Below are 16914 nucleotides of genomic sequence, written 5' to 3' on the forward strand. Positions count from 1 at the left end.
CTGATTTTTCCCGGAAACGTTCTCGCGGCTGGCATACTGGCACCCTTTCCGGGCCCTGGCGCCTGGCTGTCATGAGGAAGTGCGGTGAAGAAAATTGCAGTGTTCGCCGATGTACAAAACCTCTACTACACCGTCCGCCAGGCCTATGGCTGCCATTTCAACTATGCCGCCCTGTGGGCTGATATCAGTTCACGGGGGCAGATCGTCGAGGCCTATGCGTATGCCATCGACCGCGGTGACAGCAAGCAGCAGCAGTTCCAGCAGATCCTGCGCAACCTTGGGTTCACGGTAAAGCTCAAGCCGTATATCCAGCGCAGCGACGGCTCGGCCAAGGGCGACTGGGACGTGGGCATCACCATCGACATCATGGACGCCGCCGACCACGTCGACGAAATTGTGCTGGCCTCGGGTGACGGCGACTTCGACATGCTGCTCGACCGCATCATCCACAAGCACGGCGTCGAAGCCGTGGCCTACGGCGTACCGGGGCTGACGGCCAACTCACTGATACGTGCCGCCAGCCGCTACGTGCCGATCGAAGGCGCGTTGCTGCTCAAATAAGCACGGCGGCTTAATAAATAAAGGGTTAGACGGAGTTGGAACAGGTTTGGAACGTATAGCGGTCATCGACTTTGAAACCACCGGCATCACCCCGAGCAGCCATTGCCGGGCCACGGAAATCGCGGTGGTTATCCTCGAACGCGGCCAGATCGTGGACCGCTACCAGAGCCTGATGAACGCAGGCGTGCGCGTGCCGGGCTTTATCGAGCAACTCACCGGCATCAGCAACGCCATGCTGCGCAGCGCCCCGCCGGCCGAGCGGGTGATGAACGAAGTCAACGAATTCGTCGGCACCACGCCGCTGATGGCGCATAACGCCGCGTTCGACCAGAAGTTCTGGGATTTCGAACTCGGCCTGATCCGCCGCACCCGCCTGCAAAAATTCGCCTGCTCCCTGCTGCTGGCCCGCCGCCTGATGCCGGCTGCGCCCAACCACAAGCTCGGCACCCTCAACACCTACGCCCAACTGCCCCACACCGGCCAGGCTCACCGAGCGCTGGCGGATGCGGAAATGGCCGCCAACCTCACGGCGCACCTGGCCCAGGAACTGCGGCGTACCCATGGCTTGCGCGAACTGTCCCACGACCTGCTGTGCACCCTGCAGAAGGTGCCGGCGGCGAAGATCAATGAGCATCTGAAGAAACATCGCGGGTTCTGATAGAACAACGCCGTTCAGAAAAATGTGGGAGGGGGCTTGCTCCCGATTGCAGTGTGTCAGCCAGTACATCTGGTGACTGACACTCAGCTATCGGGAGCAAGTCGAATCGTCGCACCGCCCCTCCCACATTGGTTATCTGTCGTTCATCGAGGCTGCACACACTCCAACGCCCGATCCATCACCCTCTTCGCCATCTCGCTGGGCATCTTGAGGGCGTTTATCTGCTTTCTGAATAGTCAGTAGGCTTAGCCTTGCTGTCCTGTCGGACCTTTCTGGATTTTCCCTTCTCCCGTCTATAGCCCTTCGCTGCGACCTAAGATCCCGGCTGTCATTTACGTACAGGGACTACGTCATGCAGGAAAGCGATCTTCACACAGCAATCAGGCGAAGCCAGTTTGAGCTCCAAGGCAACGGCATCGATTTCGGCTCAACTTCAAGCATGGCGTTTCATTTGGGAAACACGATGACAAGTTGCCCAGCAGTCATGGTTTTACCTAATTCGCCAGGCTGGACCCACGGCGCCAGTTACCAGTTACTCAAGCCCGTTCATGCTGACTCCTCGGTGCCGAGCACCACGTTTGACGAACTCTGGAAATGTACACAGCAACACTATGGCTTGACGGCCGCAACGGTTCTCACTGGCGCCGCGGGCATACCTATAAACAAAATTGCCGTGGGCACTTGGGTTCATGTTGGCTCCAGCAAAACGACGAACTTGGCGAGTCTCATTGGAATGCGCTTTTTCCCTCGTACATTGATCAGGCAACCCACGGTGGCCAGAATGGCGAAAGCAACGTTTGGCACCGTCCGGGTATTTGGCATTATTGGACGGGGCATTCCTTTCGTTGCTGCGGGGTTGGCTGTCTTTGATCTAATCAGTATTGGTAAGTGCGCCTATGAGGCAAGAAATGGAAGGTAGCCCGACTAGAGCCGAGATCAGCGAAAAGGTGATTCAGCTATTCGTCGATATCATCGGTTTCATCGACCGAAGCCAGGTCACGGAGCAAACGGACTTCATCCATGACTTCAAGATTATTGATGATGATTTGACCTGCTTTGTCATGCAGATCAAGTGGCAATTCAACTTGCAAGCGACCCAGGAAGATTGGGATCACATCACTACCATCCAGCAGATAGTTGACTTGATCGTTGAACGCTCGAATTTGCAGTGCGGCCACTGACGCCATCGGGAGCAAGCCCCCTCCCACATTTTGAATGTATTCACAAATCAAACTGTGGGAGGGGGCTTGCCCCCGATGGCGGTAGATCAGCCACCATTTTTGCCATTGGTTTCCAACTGCCCCAACGGCACCCGCCGCTCTATCGCGCTCGACAAAATAATCGAGGTCTTGCTGAACCCGAACTTCGCCAGCCGATTGATCAAACTCTCCAACTCCGGCATCGAGCCCACCGCCGCTTGCATGATCACGCACGGATCGCCCGTCACCCGGTGGCATTCGGTCAGTTCCGGGATTTCGGCCAGTGCGTCATACACCTTCTGGCTGCCGTGGTTGGTCAGCCGCAGTTCAATCACGCACTGAATCGGCAAGCCCACCTTCGAAAAATCCACCTTGGCCTGGTACCCGGTGATCACACCGCTGGCTTCCAGCTTGGCCACGCGTTCGGCCACGGCGGGGGCGGAGAGGTTTACCGTGCGGGCCAGTTGCGCGTAGGAGGCGCGGCCGTCTTCGAGCAGAGCGCTGAGGAGCATGCGGTCGTATTTGTCCATATAAGGCTCCAGTTGCGCGTGGCTTTCGAAAGAACGGGTTATAGCCCTGATAACCATGCTTTGAAAAGTGTATGGGCGGTTTAAACAGGTTTTGTAACTTATGTTTAATAACCTGCTTTTTTAGAATAAGCCCCTCTTATATCTGCCTTCGAGCCGCCCAATGCCTGGCACACGTCGCTTTCCCTTACCGTTGATCGCCGCTTTTTTTGCTCTGTATGTCATCTGGGGCTCCACCTACCTGGTGATTCGCATCGGCGTGGACTACTGGCCGCCGCTGTTGCTGGCGGGGATTCGATTCTGCACGGCGGGTGCGCTGATGTATGGCTACCTCAGATGGCGCGGGGTGCCAGCGCCGACGTGGTCACAATGGAAGGCCGCCGGGATGATCGGCATTTTGCTGCTCACCTTCGGTAATGGCGGCGTCACGTTGGCCGAACATGCGGGCGTGTCGTCCGGCGTGGCTGCCCTGGCGGTGGCGACCGTGCCGCTGTTCACCTTGCTGTGCGGGTATTTCTGGGGCGCGCGCAATACGCGGCTGGAATGGGCCGGGGTGATCCTGGGGATTGTCGGCATCGCCATGCTCAACATGGGCAGCACCCTGCAATCGAGCCCGGTGGGCGCCGCCTTGTTGTTGTTCGCGGCGGCATCGTGGGCATTCGGGTCCGTGTGGAGTCGGCAGTTGTCGCTGCCCCAGGGCGCGATGGCCAGCGCTGCGGAAATGCTGGTGGCGGGCGTGACATTGCTGATCGGCAGCGCGCTGTCCGGTGAGCACCTGCAGGCCATGCCGCCGCTGGAGGGTTGGCTGGCGTTGGCCTACCTGACGGTGTTCGGCTCGATCATCGCCTTCAACGCCTATATGTACCTGCTCAAGCATGTTCGCCCGGCGGCCGCGACCAGCTATGCCTATGTGAACCCGGCGGTGGCGGTGTTACTGGGGATTGTGTTCGTGGGTGAATCCATCGGCCTGGAAGAGGGTTTGGCCATGCTGGTGATTATCAGCGCCGTGCTGTTGATCAGTCTGCCCCAGTGGCGAAAGCCCAAGCCGGAAATAAGGTAAACTGCCGCGCATTACGCCCTTGCGCTGAATTTTTCCTACGGTAAACACATGACTTTCGCCACACTTGGCCTGATCGAACCCTTGCTGCGCGCCCTTGAGACGCTTGGCTACCAGACCCCGACGCCGGTGCAGGCGCAAGCCATTCCGGCGGTGCTGGCCGGTCGCGACCTGATGGCCGCGGCCCAGACCGGTACCGGTAAAACCGCCGGTTTTGCCGTGCCATTGTTGCAACTGCTGACCATGGAAGGGCCGAAAGTCGCCGCCAACTCGGCGCGCGCGCTGATCCTGTGCCCGACCCGGGAGCTGGCCGAGCAGGTTCACGCCAGCGTTGCCGAATACGCCCAACACCTGCCGCTCACCACCTACGCGGTGTACGGCGGCGTGAGCATCAACCCGCAGATGATGAAGCTGCGCAAGGGCGTCGACATTCTGGTCGCCACGCCGGGCCGCCTGATCGACCTGTTCCGCCAGAACGCGCTGAAACTCAACCAGCTGCAAACCCTGGTGCTGGATGAAGCCGACCGCATGCTCGACCTGGGCTTCTCCGAGGAACTGGCGAACATCTACCGCATGCTGCCGAAAAAGCGCCAGACGTTACTGTTCTCCGCGACCTTCTCCGATGACATTCGCCTGCTGGCCGGGCAGATGCTCAACGACCCGCTGACCATCGAAGTCAGCCCGCGTAACGTCGCCGCCAACACCGTCAAGCAATGGGTGGTGCCGGTGGACAAGAAGCGCAAGGCGGAGCTGTTTGTGCACCTGATGCGCAAAGGCCGCTGGAAGCAGGTGCTGGTGTTCGCCAAGACCCGTAACGGCGTGGATGCGCTGGTGGATAAGTTGCAGGGCCTGGGCATCAATGCCGATGGCATCCATGGCGACAAACCGCAAGCCACGCGCCAGCGTGCGCTGGATCGTTTCAAATCGAGCGAAGTGCAGATCCTGGTGGCCACCGACGTCGCTGCCCGCGGCCTGGACATTGAAGACCTGCCGCTGGTGGTCAACTTCGACCTGCCGATCGTGGCCGAGGACTACATCCACCGCATCGGCCGGACCGGTCGCGCGGGCAACACCGGTGAGGCGATTTCCCTGGTGTGCGCCGATGAAGTCAACATGCTGTCGGCCATCGAGATGCTGACCCGCCAGACCTTGACCCGCAAGATGGAGCAGGACTTCGAGCCGGAGCACCGCGTGCCGGACACCGATGCCAGCGGTCAGGTGGTGAAGAAACCGAAAAAACCGAAGAAGCCTAAGGCGTCAGGTGGCGGCGGTGGTAAGCGCAACCTCGGCAAGTGGGTGGACAGTGGTGAAGTGGCGCCGTCGGAGCCTTCGATCAAGCCGGTGCGTAAGGTGCCTGTTTTTAATACTGGGCCGCGTAAGAAGAAGTAAGTTTTGAGGTGCTGCTAAGGGCCTCATCGGGGGCAAGTCGAATCGTCGCACCGCCCCTCCCACAGTTTGAATGTATTCACAGATCAAAAATGTGGGAGGGGCGGTGCGACGATTCGACTTGCCCCCGATGGCGGCTTTGAATTCACCGCAGATCTCAGCGGTTGAGCCACTCCAACATCCCCCGCCCAGCCGCTCTGCCACTGGCAAAACACCCCGTCAGCAAATACCCGCCGGTCGGCGCTTCCCAATCCAGCATCTCCCCCGCACAAAACACCCCAGGCAATTGCTTGAGCATCAAGCGCTCATCCAACGCTTCAAACGGCACGCCGCCTGCGGTGCTGATGGCTTCATCCATCGGACGTGTCTTCACCAACGTCAACGGAAGCGCCTTGATATCCACTGCCAATTTCGCCGGATCGATGAAGTGTTCGGCGGGCGCCAACTCGCGCAACAGCGCCGCCTTGACCCCATCGAGGCCCAATTGACTGTGCAAATGTTTGCTCATCGAGCGTGAGCCACGCGGCTTGGCCAGCGCCACCTGAACCTTGTCCAACGGTTTGCTGGGCAGCAAGTCGATATGCACCGTGGCCGAACCGTCGCGATTGATGGCCTCACGAATCGGCGCCGACAGCGCGTAGATCAAACTGCCCTCGATACCGGTGGCGGTGATCACGCATTCGCCGAGTCGCGGCTTGTCATTCCCCAGGCCGATGGCGACGTTTTTCAGCGGCGCGCCAGCGAATTTGCTGACCATCAATTCGCTCCAGGCCGACACCTCGAAGCCGCAGTTGCTGGGTTGCAATGCAACGTAAGGCACGCCTTTATCCTCCAGCAGCTTGAGCCACGCGCCGTCGGAGCCCAGCCGCGACCAACTGCCACCGCCGAGGGCCAGGAGTACCGCATCGCTGTGGACGGTTTTCTCGCCTTCAGGGCTGTGGATAAGTAGATCACCGTCGGCGCTCCACCCCAACCAACGGTGTCGGGTGTGGATAACCACACCCTGATCGCGCAGGCGCTTGAGCCAGGCGCGCAGCAGCGGGGCTGCTTTCATATCCGTAGGAAACACGCGGCCGGAGGTGCCGATAAAGGTCTGGATACCCAGGCCATGAATCCACTCGCACAACGCCTCGCCACCAAACCCCCGCAGCAACGGTGCGATGTTCGGTGCGCGCTCGGCGTAGCGCGACAGGAACGCCGGGTACGCTTCGGAGTGGGTGATGTTCATGCCGCCCACGCCAGCCAGCAGGAATTTGCGCCCCACCGACGGCATGCCGTCGTACAGGTCAACCTGCACCCCGGCCAGGCTCAAGACTTCGGCGGCCATCAGCCCGGCTGGGCCGCCGCCGATGATGGTGACGTGTCGTGAGGAAATGTCGGGCATGGGCAGGGCTACGATCGCGGAAAATAAGCCGAGCATTCTACCCGAGGAGCGCGGCGCTGCCTGATCAAAAAACGTACAGCTTCCTACAGGCGTTACGGATACAGGCTCTCAGACGCTTACGCTCAAGTTATCCACAGGCCGTTCCACAGGCATTGTGGGTAACGCCCACCTTTCAATGACAACCTGATGACGTCCACACCCGCTGGGCGCTGTGGTGCAGGATGCCGTGGCGGCGTGCCAGGGCGGGGCGATCCTTGCTGTAGCCGCCGCCAATCACGCCCATCACCGGAATGTCGCGGCCCAGGCAATGGCGCATCACGCTTTCATCGCGAGCGGCTACGCCTGCGTCTGTCAGCTTGAGGTAACCGAGGGCGTCATCCTTGTGTACATCGACGCCGGCGTCGTACAGCACCAGGTCCGGCTGGTAGAGCGGCAGCAGGTAGTTGAGGGCATCGTCCACCACCTGGAGGTAGTCGGCATCGCCCATGCCCATGGGCAGCGGGATGTCCCAATCGCTCTGGGCCTTGCGGGCGGGGAAGTTCTTTTCGCAGTGCAGGGACACGGTGATTGCATCCGGCGTGTCGTGGAGGATGCGCGCGGTGCCATCGCCCTGGTGCACGTCGCAGTCGAAGATCAGCACGCGGTTGACCCGGCCGCTATCCAGCAGGTAACGGCTGATCACTGCCAGGTCATTGAAGATGCAAAAGCCCGCTGGGTAGTCGTAGTGGGCGTGGTGGGTGCCGCCCGCGAGGTGGCAGGCCAGGCCGTGTTCCAGGGCTTGCTCCGCCGCCAGGATCGAGCCACCGACCGCACGCACGGTACGCCGGGCCAGGGCTTCGCTCCAGGGCAGGCCAAGGCGCCGTTGGTCTTCGCGGGACAACTCGCCGCTCATGTAGCGTTCGATATACCCAGGTTCATGGGCGAGGGCCAGAATCTCCGGCGGGCACAACGGCGGGCGCAGCAATTGGCTGTCTTCGGTCAGGCCGCTGGCTACCAGGTGGTCACGCAGCAGGCGGAACTTGTCCATGGGGAACCGGTGGTCTGCCGGGAACTCGGGGCTGTAGTCATCGTGGTAGATCAATGGCAAAGGCATGGGATTTTCTGACGGGGATCTGCGAAGGATCTTAACAGCGCTGTACACTCACGCACATGGCAAGGGGAGGGGACCCATGGAGGCGATATTGCAATTGGAAAGCGCGCGCCTGGTTATGCGCCAGTGGCGCGATGCCGACCTGACGGAATTTGCGCGCATGTGCGCCGACCCGCAGGTGATGCGCTATTTCCCGGCCAAATTGAGCCACCTGGAAAGTGCTGCCTTGATCGGCCGGATTCGCGGCCACTTCGCCGAATATGGCTTTGGCCTGTGGGCCTTGCAACGCAAGGACACCGGTGAGTTTATCGGCCTGACCGGGTTGCAGAACGTCAGCTTCGAAGCGGGCTTTACCCCTGCGGTGGAAATCGGCTGGCGCCTGGCCCGTGAGCATTGGGGCCTGGGTTATGCTAGTGAGGCGGCCTGGACCGCGCTGCGCTGTGGTTTCGACCGTTTGCAGTTGGACGAAATTGTCGCCTTCACCACTCAAGCCAATCTGCCATCACAAAAAGTCATGCAGGTCATCGGTATGCATTACGATCCCCAGGCAGATTTTGAACACCCCAAGGTCGCAGCCGATGACCCGCTGCGCCCCCACGTTTTGTACCGCATCACCCGCGCCCAATGGTTGGACACGCTGCACGGATAAGCAGCCCGGAATGCCCTATCGATTGTTGTAGGAGTTGCTCTATGAGCCAAGTATTGGAAGATCTGGTGGACTTGCTGACCCTGGAACCGATCGAGGAAAACCTCTTTCGCGGCCGCAGCCAGGACCTGGGTTTTCGCCAACTGTTCGGTGGCCAGGTGCTCGGCCAGTCGCTGTCGGCCGCGAGCCAGACCGTCGAAGAAGCGCGCCACGTGCATTCCCTGCACGGTTATTTCCTGCGCCCCGGCGATGCGAAGTTGCCGGTGGTGTATTCGGTCGACCGCGTACGCGATGGCGGCAGTTTCAGCACGCGCCGCGTGACGGCGATCCAGAAGGGCCACCCGATTTTCACCTGCAGCGCGTCGTTCCAGTACGACGAGGCCGGCTTCGAGCACCAGACCACCATGCCTGTGGTGGTCGGCCCGGAAAACCTGCCGTCGGAGCTGGAACTGACCCAGCAGCGCGCGCACCTGATCCCCGAGCATATGCGCGACAAGCTGCTGTGCCCCAAGCCGATCGAAGTACGCCCGGTCACCGAAAAAGACCCGTTCAACCCGCAGCCGTCCGACCCGGTCAAATACGTGTGGTTTCGGGCCGATGGTGCCCTGGCGGATACGCCGGCGCTGCACAAATACCTGCTGGCCTACGCCTCCGACTTCGGCCTGCTGACCACCTCGTTGCTACCCCACGGCAAGACCGTGTGGCAGAAAGACATGCAGGTCGCCAGCCTCGACCACGCGCTGTGGTTCCACGCCGACCTGCGTGCCGATGACTGGTTGCTGTATGCCATGGACAGCCCATGGGCCGGCAATTCCCGTGGGTTCTCCCGCGGTAGCGTGTACAACCGCGCCGGGCAACTGGTGGCGTCGGTGACCCAGGAAGGCTTGATTCGCCATCGCAAGGATTGGGCATGAGCCTGACGGACGTTAGGCACTGGGTGTTCGACATGGACGGCACCCTGACGGTAGCGGTGCATGACTTTGCGGCGATTCGCGTGGCCCTGGACATTCCCCCCGAGGACGACATCCTCACCCACCTCGCCGCCTTGCCGGCGGACATCGCAGCGGCCAAGCATGCCTGGTTGCTCGAACATGAACGCGAGCTGGCGCTGGGTTCGGTCGCGGCGGACGGTGCGGTGGAGCTGGTGCGCGAGCTGGCCGGGCGCGGTTATCGCCTGGGTATCCTGACCCGCAACGCGCGGGAGTTGGCGCATATCACCCTGGAGGCGATTGGCCTGGCGGACTGCTTTGCCGTGGACGATGTGCTGGGTCGCGACGATGCGCCGCCTAAGCCCGATCCGGGTGGGTTGTTGAAATTGGCGGCGGCGTGGGATGTATCGCCGAGCGAGATGGTGATGGTCGGCGATTACCGTTTTGACCTGGACTGCGGCCGGGCGGCGGGGACCAGGACGGTGTTGGTCAATTTGCCGGAGAACCCGTGGCCGGAGCTGGCGGATTGGCATGCTGCAGATTGTGCTGCATTGCGCCGGATGATCTAACCCAAGCAATAGAGATCAAATGTGGGAGGGGCGGTTTCGTCAGTTATTGCTTAAACAGTACCTTCTGCCCTTCGGGCGAAGTAAACATCCCATCCCCGTCATGCCCCACCCCCGGCACTTCCACCAGCGTCTGGCTCAACTGCGGATGGCGCTGCTTGAGGTAGTCAAAGTAGTTGTGCCCGCGAATCAGCCGATACGCGCCCTGGGTCTCGGCTTCGCAGCTTTTATCCAGTGCCGGGTGGTTCGGGTCGGTGTCCTGCTGGCCCAGCAGGTAAGTGATGGGGCGTGATACGTAGGCTTGCTCCAGCTGCTCGGCGTTTTGGCCCTTGGCGTAGGCCGGTAGGTGCTGCATGCCGTACTTCCAGTCGTTGAAGCCTGGGCAGCTGGCGGTCTCGAACCTTACCGGCCGCTGTGGGCTGAAGTAGGCATAGGACGAGGGGTTGGCCACCACATAACGCAGGCGGATGCCCTCGGTTTGCAGGGTAGGGTGGGCGTGGCCGGTGAGGGCGAAGCGCTGCACCACCTGGCCACCGCCGGAGTGACCGGCGACCACGATTTCCTTGAGCTCCGGGAACAGCGTGCGGTTGCCCAGGTGCTTGATGAGCTGGTCGAGGGCGCCGAAAGAGCTGATCTGGCCCGGGCCGGTCGAGGTTTCGCCGGCCATCCAGTCATTGCCCTTCCAGCGCAGCACTTGGCTGTCCAGATGGTTGCGCTGCATGTCGGACCCGTTCAGAAACTGCGGCGCGATCACCAGGGTGGTGGCGGCAACCCCGGCGTGTTCGGCGGCATCGATTCCGCTTTTCAGATAGGTCTGCGCATTACGCAGGCGCCCGTGCACGATGATCAAGGCGCGGGTGACGTTGGGCAGTGGCTGGCGCCAGTCCTGGCTCACGCCGAGGCTGAGGTCACCAGCGTCGAGGTGAAAACGATCGGGACTGACCACCTTGACGCCATGCTCGGCGGCCCAGGCGGATGATGAGATGAGCAACGGGCCCAACAGCAGTCCCAATCGTTGATTCATTTATAGGCTCTTGGCAGCGAACGTGTCGCATTGAGTGATCTGGCCCTGGGCGAAGCCGGTCTTGAACCAGCGCACCCGCTGTGCCGAGGTGCCGTGGGTAAACGAGTCCGGCACCACGCGCCCCTGGCCCTGTTGCTGCAAGCGGTCATCGCCGATGGCGTTGGCCGCATTCAGCGCTTCTTCAATATCGCCAGGCTCCAGCCAGTTCAGGCGCTTTTGCGCACGGTTGGCCCACACACCGGCGAAGCAGTCGGCTTGCAGCTCCTGGCGCACCAGCAGGCCACCGTCGCCTTGCATCTGCCGGCCTTGCTGGCGTGCGGCCTGGATCTTCGACGAAATGCCCAGCAATGTTTGGACGTGGTGCCCGACTTCGTGGGCGATCACGTAGGCCTGGGCGAAATCGCCAGCCGCCTGGAAGCGTTGCGACATTTCCCGGAAGAAATCCAGGTCCAGATAAACCTGCTGATCCGCCGGGCAATAGAACGGGCCGCTGGCCGAGGTGGCGCCACCACAGGCGGAATTGACCCGGCCACGGAACAGAATCAGTTTGGGGTTCTTGTAGGCCAGGCCGTTTTCCTGGAACACCTGGCCCCAGGTGTCTTCGGTATCGCCCAGCACCGCCCGTACGAAGTCGGCTTGCTCATCGTTGGCCGGCGGCGCCTGGCGCGACTGCGTGCTCACCGAGGGCGCCTGCTCCATCTGGCCGGTCAACTGGCCGAGGATCTGCAACGGGTCCTGGCCGGTCAGCCAGCCGATGCCGACGATCAGCACAATTGCGGTCAGGCTCAGGCCCTTGCCGCCACCAAAACGCATCCCGCCACCGCCGCCGCCACTGTCATCGCGGGCATCCACCACGTTGTCGCTGCGTCGGCCTTTTTTCCATAGCATGGGGCAATCCTCTGTGTGCTAACCGTGATTGAGTATGGTCGGTATTAACGGCAATAGCCTTCGCCGGTGGCGACGATCAGGCAGTCTTTTTTATCCGCCAGCCATTTCAGCCCGGTCGCTTCGCCATCGCCGGCGCGGAGCAATTGCGGGCCGTCCGGGCGGGTGAAGGCTATGCCGTCTTCGGCCGCTTCACCCTTGAACGTGCCCGAGTCGTCGGCGTCGAGGCCGTATTGCATGGTGAGGACGTAGTGGCCACGGCCGATGCTGTCGTCCTTGGCGATGGTCAGGTGCAGGCCTTCGACACCGATCCATTTGCCGACCCATTTATCGGTGGGCGGGGTTTCGGGTACCAGGGTGGCCTGCACGGAAGGCGGTGCGGGTTTGGGCGCTTGCTTGGCCTCCTGGTCGCAGGCGGTCAGCAGGGCAAGGGCAGAAAGAACAAAGAGGATTTTTTTCATAGCGGCGAGGCCTTGGTTAAAAAGTATGCAATGCGGGGGCTAAGGTGCTGCGTTGGACTCGAATGCGGTGATTTAGTGCGCTGTTCGCCCGGTGTTTGGTTATGCTCTTGGGGCAGACTCCAGCCCGGCTGCTAGATTACCGGGTTGAGCGCTGCTTCGTTCAGTGCTCAGCGTTTCGCTCGCCACGCAAGAGAATTCCATGACTGTCAGCACCCCCCTTTCCGGCGTCAACCATCCCTTCAAAGGCATTTTGCTGATTGTGTTGGCGACATTCCTGTTCTCCAGCCACGATGCCTTGTCCAAATACCTGGCCGGGTTCTACCCGATCGTGATGGTGGTGTGGGTGCGCTACGTGGTGCACACCTTGCTGATGGCCGGGATTTTCCTGCCGCAATCGGGGCTACGCGTGCTGCGCAGTAAACGCCCGGGAATGCAGGTGGTGCGGGCCTTATGCCTGTTGGGCACCAGCCTTTTTTTCACCACGGCGTTGCATTACATCCCGTTGGCGGAAGCCACGGCGGTGAACTTCCTTGCGCCGATCCTGGTGACAGCACTGTCGGTGCCGCTGCTTGGCGAGCACGTGACACGCGGCCAATGGCTGGCGGTGATCTGCGGCTTTGTCGGCGTGCTGGTGATCATTCACCCAGGCGGTGAGTTGTTTACGCCTGCGGTGTTACTGCCGCTGTGCTCGGCGCTGTTCTTCTGCTTCTACCAACTGCTCACGCGCATCCTCAGCCAATACGACACGCCCACCACCAGCAACTTCTTCGCCGGGCTGTGCAATACCTTGGTGATGAGTGCGATGGTGCCGTTCTTCTGGCAGGTTCCCACGCTGTGGCATGGCGTGTTGATGCTGGCGCTGGGCACCTGTGGGATGACCGCACACTTGATGCTGACCCAGGCGTTTCGCTTCGCGGCACCGGCCTTGCTGGCGCCGTTCGGCTATTGCCAGATCGTCTTCGCGGGGTTGTTGGGCTGGCTGGTGTTCAGCCATACCCCCGATGTGACCACGGTGGTCGGCATCGGGGTGATCTGCATGAGCGGGTTGGCCGCTGCCTGGCAGCAGCGGCGTCGGTAAATCAGGCGTCGACGGTAGGAATCTTGCGCGGCGCCATGAAGTACATCCAGGTCAGCGCAATGAAGTACATCGCCGGGATCAGGGTGAACAACACGGTGTAGTTGTTGTTGGTGACGGTGAGGATATGGCCGACGATCTGGGTCATGAACATGCCGCCGATGGCTGCGCACATGCCGCCGAAACCGAACACCGTGCTCATCATGTGCTTGGGCGTGTAGTCCATCACCAGGCTCCAGATGTTGGCGGTCCAGGCCTGGTGCGCGCCGATGGCCAGGGAGATGGCAAATACCGCGACCCACAGCTGGCTGGAGCCGGCCGCCATGATCACGCCGACGATGCAGCAGGCAAACAGCAGCATCGACAGCAACCGCGCCTTGATCGAGTTCATCCCACGGCCGATCAGGAACGACGACAGAATTCCCCCACCCACACTGCCGAAGTCGGCGGTCAGATAGATGATGATCAGCGGGATACCCATCTGCGTCACGTTGATGCCCAGGTTGTACTGCTGGTTCAGGAACGGCGGCAGCCAATACAGGTAGAACCAGAACACTGGTGCGGTGAGTGCATAGGCGATGGCAAAGGCCCAGGTGCCGCGCATGCGCAGGATGCGGCTGAACGGTACGCCAGGTTGTTCCGGTTCGACTTCCCGTTGCACGTAGTCCAGTTCGGATTGTTTGACGCTCGGGTGGTCTTCCGGGTTGTAGTACTTCAAACCCCAGAACACCAGCCAGATCGCGCCCAGCGACGCCATGCACAGGAACGCAGCCTGCCAGCCCCACACATGCAGGATCAGCGGCAGCAGCATCGGCGTCATCATTGCGCCGACGTTGGTACCGGCGTTGAAGATACCGGTGGCCACCGCACGCTCGCCAGCGGGGAACCACAGGCGCGTGGTCTTCACGCAGGCCGGGTAGTTGGCGGCTTCGGTCAGCCCGAGGATAAAGCGGCAGACCATAAAGCCGACGGCCGAAGTGGCCAGGCCATGGGCACCGGTGGCCAGGCTCCACAGCAGTACCGCGCAGAAAAACACGCGCTTGACGCCCACGCGGTCGATCAGCCGACCTTGCAGCACAAAGCCGATGGCGTAGCCGACCTGGAACCAGAAGTTGATGTTGGCGTAGTCCATCGCCGTCCAGCTCATTTCCTTGGCCAGGATCGGTTGCATCACGCCCAGTGCGGCGCGGTCGATGTAGTTGAGGGTGGTGGCAAAGAACACCAGGGCCAGCATGCCCCAGCGGGTTTTACCCACGGCAAGGGCGCCGCGGATCTTGTCGCCGATGCCGGCGTGCGGGGTGCCCGGGCGCGCGGCCAGGGCGGAGTTTTGCGAAGGCATGTGGTTGTACCCGTTTTTTGAAATTTTTATGAGGTGTTGTGGGTCTTCTTTTGGGTGTCGCTGCGTGATTGATGGTGCGCAGTGGCTAAAAAATCGTCAATTCGCCAAAGAGGCTTAGTGTTCGATAATCGCACCAAAAACTAACCGGTTCGTACATTTTAATTGCTGCGGGTAGTCTGGGGGCGAATAATTTGCCACAAACAACAATTGCCGGGAGTCGCCCATGCAACGTTCCATCGCCACCGTGTCCTTGAGCGGTACCCTGCCGGAAAAGCTCGAAGCCATTGCCGCCGCCGGGTTCGATGGGGTCGAGATCTTCGAAAACGACTTGTTGTATTACGACGGCAGCCCCCGGGAAGTCAGGCAGATGTGTGCTGACCTGGGCATCGCCATCACCTTGTTCCAACCCTTTCGCGACTTTGAAGGCTGCCGCCGCGATCGTCTTGCGCGCAACCTGGAGCGCGCCGAGCGCAAGTTCGACCTGATGCAGGAACTGGGCACCGACCTGGTGCTGGTGTGCAGTAACGCCTCGGCCGATTGCGTCGGGGATGAACGCATCCTGCTGGACGACCTCAGCCTGTTGGCCGAACACGCGGGCCGTCGCGGCCTGCGCATTGGCTATGAAGCGTTGGCCTGGGGCAAGCATGTGAACACCTGGCAGCAGGTGTGGAACCTGGTGCGCCAGGTCGATCACCCGAGCCTTGGGGTGTTGCTCGACAGCTTCCACACGCTGTCGCTCAAGGGCGACCCGAGTGCCATCGCGCAGATCCCCGGCGACAAGATCTTCTTTGTGCAAATGGCCGACGCGCCGATCCTGGCCATGGATGTGCTGGAGTGGAGCCGGCATTTTCGCTGCTTCCCCGGCCAAGGCGAATTCGACCTGGCGGGGTTCCTCGCGCCGATCATCAAGAGCGGCTACACCGGGCCGTTGTCCCTGGAAATTTTCAACGATGGCTTCCGCGCCGCGCCGACCCGCGCGAATGCGGCAGATGGCCTGCGTTCCTTGCTGTACCTGGAAGAGAAAACCCGCGAGCGCTTGCAACAGGAGGCGCCCGCGCAACCTGTCGAGATTCTGTTTGATACCCCAGCGGCCAGCGAGTACGACGGTATCGAGTTCCTCGAGTTCGCCGTGGATGAAAACCTCGGCGCCAAGCTTACCCATTGGCTGGAACGCCTGGGTTTCGTCAAGGCCGGCCAGCACCGCTCCAAGAGCGTGAGCCTGCTGCGCCAGGGGGATATCAACCTGATCCTCAACTGCGAACCCTATTCCTTCGCGCATAACTTTTTCGAGGCCCATGGGCCGTCGTTGTGCGCCACGGCGATTCGAGTCAAGGACAGCGCCAAGGCGCTGGAACGGGCGGTGGCTTACAAGGGCCAGCCCTATCGCGGCCTGGTCGGGCCCAACGAGCTGGAGCTGGCGGCAGTACGTGCGCCGGACGGCAGCCTGATTTACTTGGTGGATCAGGGTGAGGGGGGGATCTACGACACCGATTTCAATCTGCAGCCGGCCAATGCTGCGGGCGGTGGTTTGCTGCGCATCGACCATATGGCCATGGCCTTGCCGGCCGACAGCCTCGACAGTTGGGTGCTGTTCTACAAGAGCCTGCTGGATTTCGAAGCCGATGACGAAGTGGTGCTGCCCGACCCCTACGGCCTGGTGAAAAGCCGTGCGCTGCGCAGCCGTTGCAGCTCGATTCGCTTGCCGCTGAATATTTCCGAGAACCGCAACACCGCGATTTCCCACGCGCTGTCGAGTTATCGCGGCTCAGGTGTGCATCACATTGCCTTTGACTGCGCGGATATTTTCGCCGAAGTACGTCGCGCCAAGGAGGCCGGGGTGCCGCTGCTGGATATCCCGCTCAACTACTACGATGACCTGGCAGCACGCTTTGATTTTGATGATGAGTTCCTCAGCGAACTGGCGTACTACAACGTGTTGTACGACCGTGACGCCCAGGGCGGTGAGTTGTTTCATGTGTACACCGAGCCCTTCGAAGGACGGTTTTTCTTCGAGATCATCCAACGCAAAAACGGCTACGCCGGCTACGGCGCGGCCAACGTGGCGGTGCGCCTGGCGGCGATGGCCAAATCCCGTAGCGGCGCAGTGCGCCAGGCGCGTTTATAACG

18 protein-coding genes are annotated in these 16914 nt (G+C 61.2%); 11 read left to right on the forward strand and 7 right to left on the reverse strand.

Going from position 1 to position 16914, the window contains the following annotated elements; translation table 11 throughout:
• Window positions 1–84 precede the first annotated feature (84 nt).
• The 4 genes from FBY10_RS14080 (at window position 85) to FBY10_RS31765 (ending at window position 2400) form a co-directional block, all read left to right on the forward strand.
• The gene (locus FBY10_RS14080; RefSeq protein ID WP_024077544.1) at window positions 85–561 is read left to right on the forward strand and encodes an NYN domain-containing protein; all 477 of its coding nucleotides are present in this window, start codon (window positions 85–87) and stop codon (window positions 559–561) included.
• Between the two features lie 46 nt (window positions 562–607).
• Window positions 608–1219, forward strand: coding sequence for a PolC-type DNA polymerase III (locus FBY10_RS14085; RefSeq protein WP_115487532.1), 612 nt, complete (start codon window positions 608–610; stop codon window positions 1217–1219).
• A gap of 352 nt (window positions 1220–1571) precedes the next feature.
• Window positions 1572–2138, forward strand: coding sequence for a hypothetical protein (locus tag FBY10_RS14090; RefSeq protein WP_145336671.1), 567 nt, complete (start codon window positions 1572–1574; stop codon window positions 2136–2138).
• On the forward strand, window positions 2128–2400 hold the full coding sequence (locus FBY10_RS31765; RefSeq protein WP_027605275.1) for an acyl carrier protein: 273 nt from the start codon (window positions 2128–2130) through the stop codon (window positions 2398–2400). The genes FBY10_RS14090 and FBY10_RS31765 overlap by 11 nt, the downstream gene beginning before the upstream one ends.
• An 86-nt stretch (window positions 2401–2486) precedes the next feature.
• On the opposite strand, the gene FBY10_RS14100 is transcribed toward FBY10_RS31765, so the two are convergent.
• Window positions 2487–2948 (reverse strand): Lrp/AsnC family transcriptional regulator, encoded by a 462-nt coding sequence (locus FBY10_RS14100; RefSeq protein ID WP_131700125.1) that lies wholly within the window; start codon window positions 2946–2948, stop codon window positions 2487–2489.
• Window positions 2949–3108: 160 nt separating this feature from the next.
• Between FBY10_RS14100 and yedA the strand changes: the two genes are divergently transcribed.
• Entirely contained in the window at window positions 3109–4005 is an 897-nt protein-coding gene (yedA, locus tag FBY10_RS14105) for a drug/metabolite exporter YedA (protein ID WP_145336669.1), read from the forward strand.
• Between the two features lie 48 nt (window positions 4006–4053).
• On the forward strand, window positions 4054–5391 hold the full coding sequence (locus tag FBY10_RS14110; protein WP_065924995.1) for a DEAD/DEAH box helicase: 1338 nt from the start codon (window positions 4054–4056) through the stop codon (window positions 5389–5391).
• Window positions 5392–5545: 154 nt separating this feature from the next.
• Here FBY10_RS14110 and FBY10_RS14115 read toward each other — a convergent pair whose 3' ends face one another.
• On the reverse strand, window positions 5546–6772 hold the full coding sequence (locus FBY10_RS14115; RefSeq protein ID WP_145336667.1) for a TIGR03862 family flavoprotein: 1227 nt from the start codon (window positions 6770–6772) through the stop codon (window positions 5546–5548).
• 172 nt (window positions 6773–6944) lie between these two features.
• The gene (locus FBY10_RS14120) at window positions 6945–7865 is read right to left on the reverse strand and encodes a histone deacetylase (RefSeq protein ID WP_145336665.1); all 921 of its coding nucleotides are present in this window, start codon (window positions 7863–7865) and stop codon (window positions 6945–6947) included.
• A gap of 76 nt (window positions 7866–7941) precedes the next feature.
• On the opposite strand from FBY10_RS14120, the gene FBY10_RS14125 reads away from it, so the two are divergent.
• The 3 genes from FBY10_RS14125 to FBY10_RS14135 are packed head-to-tail and all read left to right on the forward strand — an operon-like array spanning window position 7942 to window position 10006.
• On the forward strand, window positions 7942–8511 hold the full coding sequence (locus FBY10_RS14125; RefSeq protein WP_145336663.1) for a GNAT family N-acetyltransferase: 570 nt from the start codon (window positions 7942–7944) through the stop codon (window positions 8509–8511).
• 41 nt (window positions 8512–8552) lie between these two features.
• On the forward strand, window positions 8553–9422 hold the full coding sequence (gene tesB, locus FBY10_RS14130) for an acyl-CoA thioesterase II (protein ID WP_027605282.1): 870 nt from the start codon (window positions 8553–8555) through the stop codon (window positions 9420–9422).
• Window positions 9419–10006, forward strand: a complete 588-nt coding sequence (locus FBY10_RS14135) for an HAD family hydrolase (RefSeq protein WP_145336661.1) — start codon at window positions 9419–9421, stop codon at window positions 10004–10006. Before tesB ends, FBY10_RS14135 begins: the two co-directional genes overlap by 4 nt.
• Before the next feature lie 43 nt (window positions 10007–10049).
• On the opposite strand, the gene FBY10_RS14140 is transcribed toward FBY10_RS14135, so the two are convergent.
• Genes FBY10_RS14140 through FBY10_RS14150 form a run of 3 tightly spaced genes read right to left on the reverse strand, consistent with a single transcriptional unit; the run spans window position 10050 to window position 12373 of the window.
• Window positions 10050–11027, reverse strand: a complete 978-nt coding sequence (locus FBY10_RS14140; RefSeq protein WP_145336659.1) for an alpha/beta fold hydrolase — start codon at window positions 11025–11027, stop codon at window positions 10050–10052.
• The gene (locus tag FBY10_RS14145) at window positions 11028–11915 is read right to left on the reverse strand and encodes a neutral zinc metallopeptidase (protein ID WP_131700133.1); all 888 of its coding nucleotides are present in this window, start codon (window positions 11913–11915) and stop codon (window positions 11028–11030) included.
• Window positions 11916–11959: 44 nt separating this feature from the next.
• Window positions 11960–12373, reverse strand: a complete 414-nt coding sequence (locus FBY10_RS14150; protein ID WP_145336657.1) for a membrane lipoprotein lipid attachment site-containing protein — start codon at window positions 12371–12373, stop codon at window positions 11960–11962.
• Window positions 12374–12572: 199 nt separating this feature from the next.
• Between FBY10_RS14150 and FBY10_RS14155 the strand changes: the two genes are divergently transcribed.
• Window positions 12573–13451: a DMT family transporter gene (locus FBY10_RS14155; RefSeq protein ID WP_145336654.1), complete on the forward strand. Its 879-nt coding sequence runs from the start codon at window positions 12573–12575 to the stop codon at window positions 13449–13451.
• A gap of 1 nt (window position 13452) precedes the next feature.
• On the opposite strand, the gene FBY10_RS14160 is transcribed toward FBY10_RS14155, so the two are convergent.
• Window positions 13453–14787 carry an MFS transporter gene (locus FBY10_RS14160; protein WP_131700135.1) on the reverse strand — a complete coding sequence of 445 codons (1335 nt, stop codon included), beginning with the start codon at window positions 14785–14787 and terminating at the stop codon, window positions 13453–13455.
• Between the two features lie 223 nt (window positions 14788–15010).
• Here FBY10_RS14160 and quiC point away from each other — a divergent pair, with 223 nt between their 5' ends.
• The gene (gene quiC, locus FBY10_RS14165; RefSeq protein ID WP_131700136.1) at window positions 15011–16912 is read left to right on the forward strand and encodes a 3-dehydroshikimate dehydratase QuiC; all 1902 of its coding nucleotides are present in this window, start codon (window positions 15011–15013) and stop codon (window positions 16910–16912) included.
• The last annotated feature ends 2 nt before the right edge of the window (window positions 16913–16914 follow it).

The organism is Pseudomonas sp. SJZ103 (assembly GCF_007828335.1).
Taxonomy (GTDB): Bacteria; Pseudomonadota; Gammaproteobacteria; order Pseudomonadales; family Pseudomonadaceae; genus Aquipseudomonas.

Excerpts from the sequence above, each read along its gene's own strand:
- yedA (WP_145336669.1), top strand. The coding sequence starts at position 3,109 with ATGCCTGGCACACGTCGCTTTCCCTTACCGTTGATCGCCGCTTTTTTT.
- tesB (WP_027605282.1), top strand. The coding sequence starts at position 8,553 with ATGAGCCAAGTATTGGAAGATCTGGTGGACTTGCTGACCCTGGAACCG.
- FBY10_RS14090 (WP_145336671.1), top strand. The coding sequence starts at position 1,572 with ATGCAGGAAAGCGATCTTCACACAGCAATCAGGCGAAGCCAGTTTGAG.
- quiC (WP_131700136.1), top strand. The coding sequence starts at position 15,011 with ATGCAACGTTCCATCGCCACCGTGTCCTTGAGCGGTACCCTGCCGGAA.
- FBY10_RS14115 (WP_145336667.1), bottom strand. The coding sequence starts at position 6,772 with ATGCCCGACATTTCCTCACGACACGTCACCATCATCGGCGGCGGCCCA.
- FBY10_RS14160 (WP_131700135.1), bottom strand. The coding sequence starts at position 14,787 with ATGCCTTCGCAAAACTCCGCCCTGGCCGCGCGCCCGGGCACCCCGCAC.
- FBY10_RS14120 (WP_145336665.1), bottom strand. The coding sequence starts at position 7,865 with ATGCCTTTGCCATTGATCTACCACGATGACTACAGCCCCGAGTTCCCG.
- FBY10_RS14135 (WP_145336661.1), top strand. The coding sequence starts at position 9,419 with ATGAGCCTGACGGACGTTAGGCACTGGGTGTTCGACATGGACGGCACC.
- FBY10_RS14145 (WP_131700133.1), bottom strand. The coding sequence starts at position 11,915 with ATGCTATGGAAAAAAGGCCGACGCAGCGACAACGTGGTGGATGCCCGC.
- FBY10_RS14125 (WP_145336663.1), top strand. The coding sequence starts at position 7,942 with ATGGAGGCGATATTGCAATTGGAAAGCGCGCGCCTGGTTATGCGCCAG.
- FBY10_RS14140 (WP_145336659.1), bottom strand. The coding sequence starts at position 11,027 with ATGAATCAACGATTGGGACTGCTGTTGGGCCCGTTGCTCATCTCATCA.
- FBY10_RS14100 (WP_131700125.1), bottom strand. The coding sequence starts at position 2,948 with ATGGACAAATACGACCGCATGCTCCTCAGCGCTCTGCTCGAAGACGGC.
- FBY10_RS14155 (WP_145336654.1), top strand. The coding sequence starts at position 12,573 with ATGACTGTCAGCACCCCCCTTTCCGGCGTCAACCATCCCTTCAAAGGC.
- FBY10_RS14150 (WP_145336657.1), bottom strand. The coding sequence starts at position 12,373 with ATGAAAAAAATCCTCTTTGTTCTTTCTGCCCTTGCCCTGCTGACCGCC.
- FBY10_RS31765 (WP_027605275.1), top strand. The coding sequence starts at position 2,128 with ATGGAAGGTAGCCCGACTAGAGCCGAGATCAGCGAAAAGGTGATTCAG.
- FBY10_RS14110 (WP_065924995.1), top strand. The coding sequence starts at position 4,054 with ATGACTTTCGCCACACTTGGCCTGATCGAACCCTTGCTGCGCGCCCTT.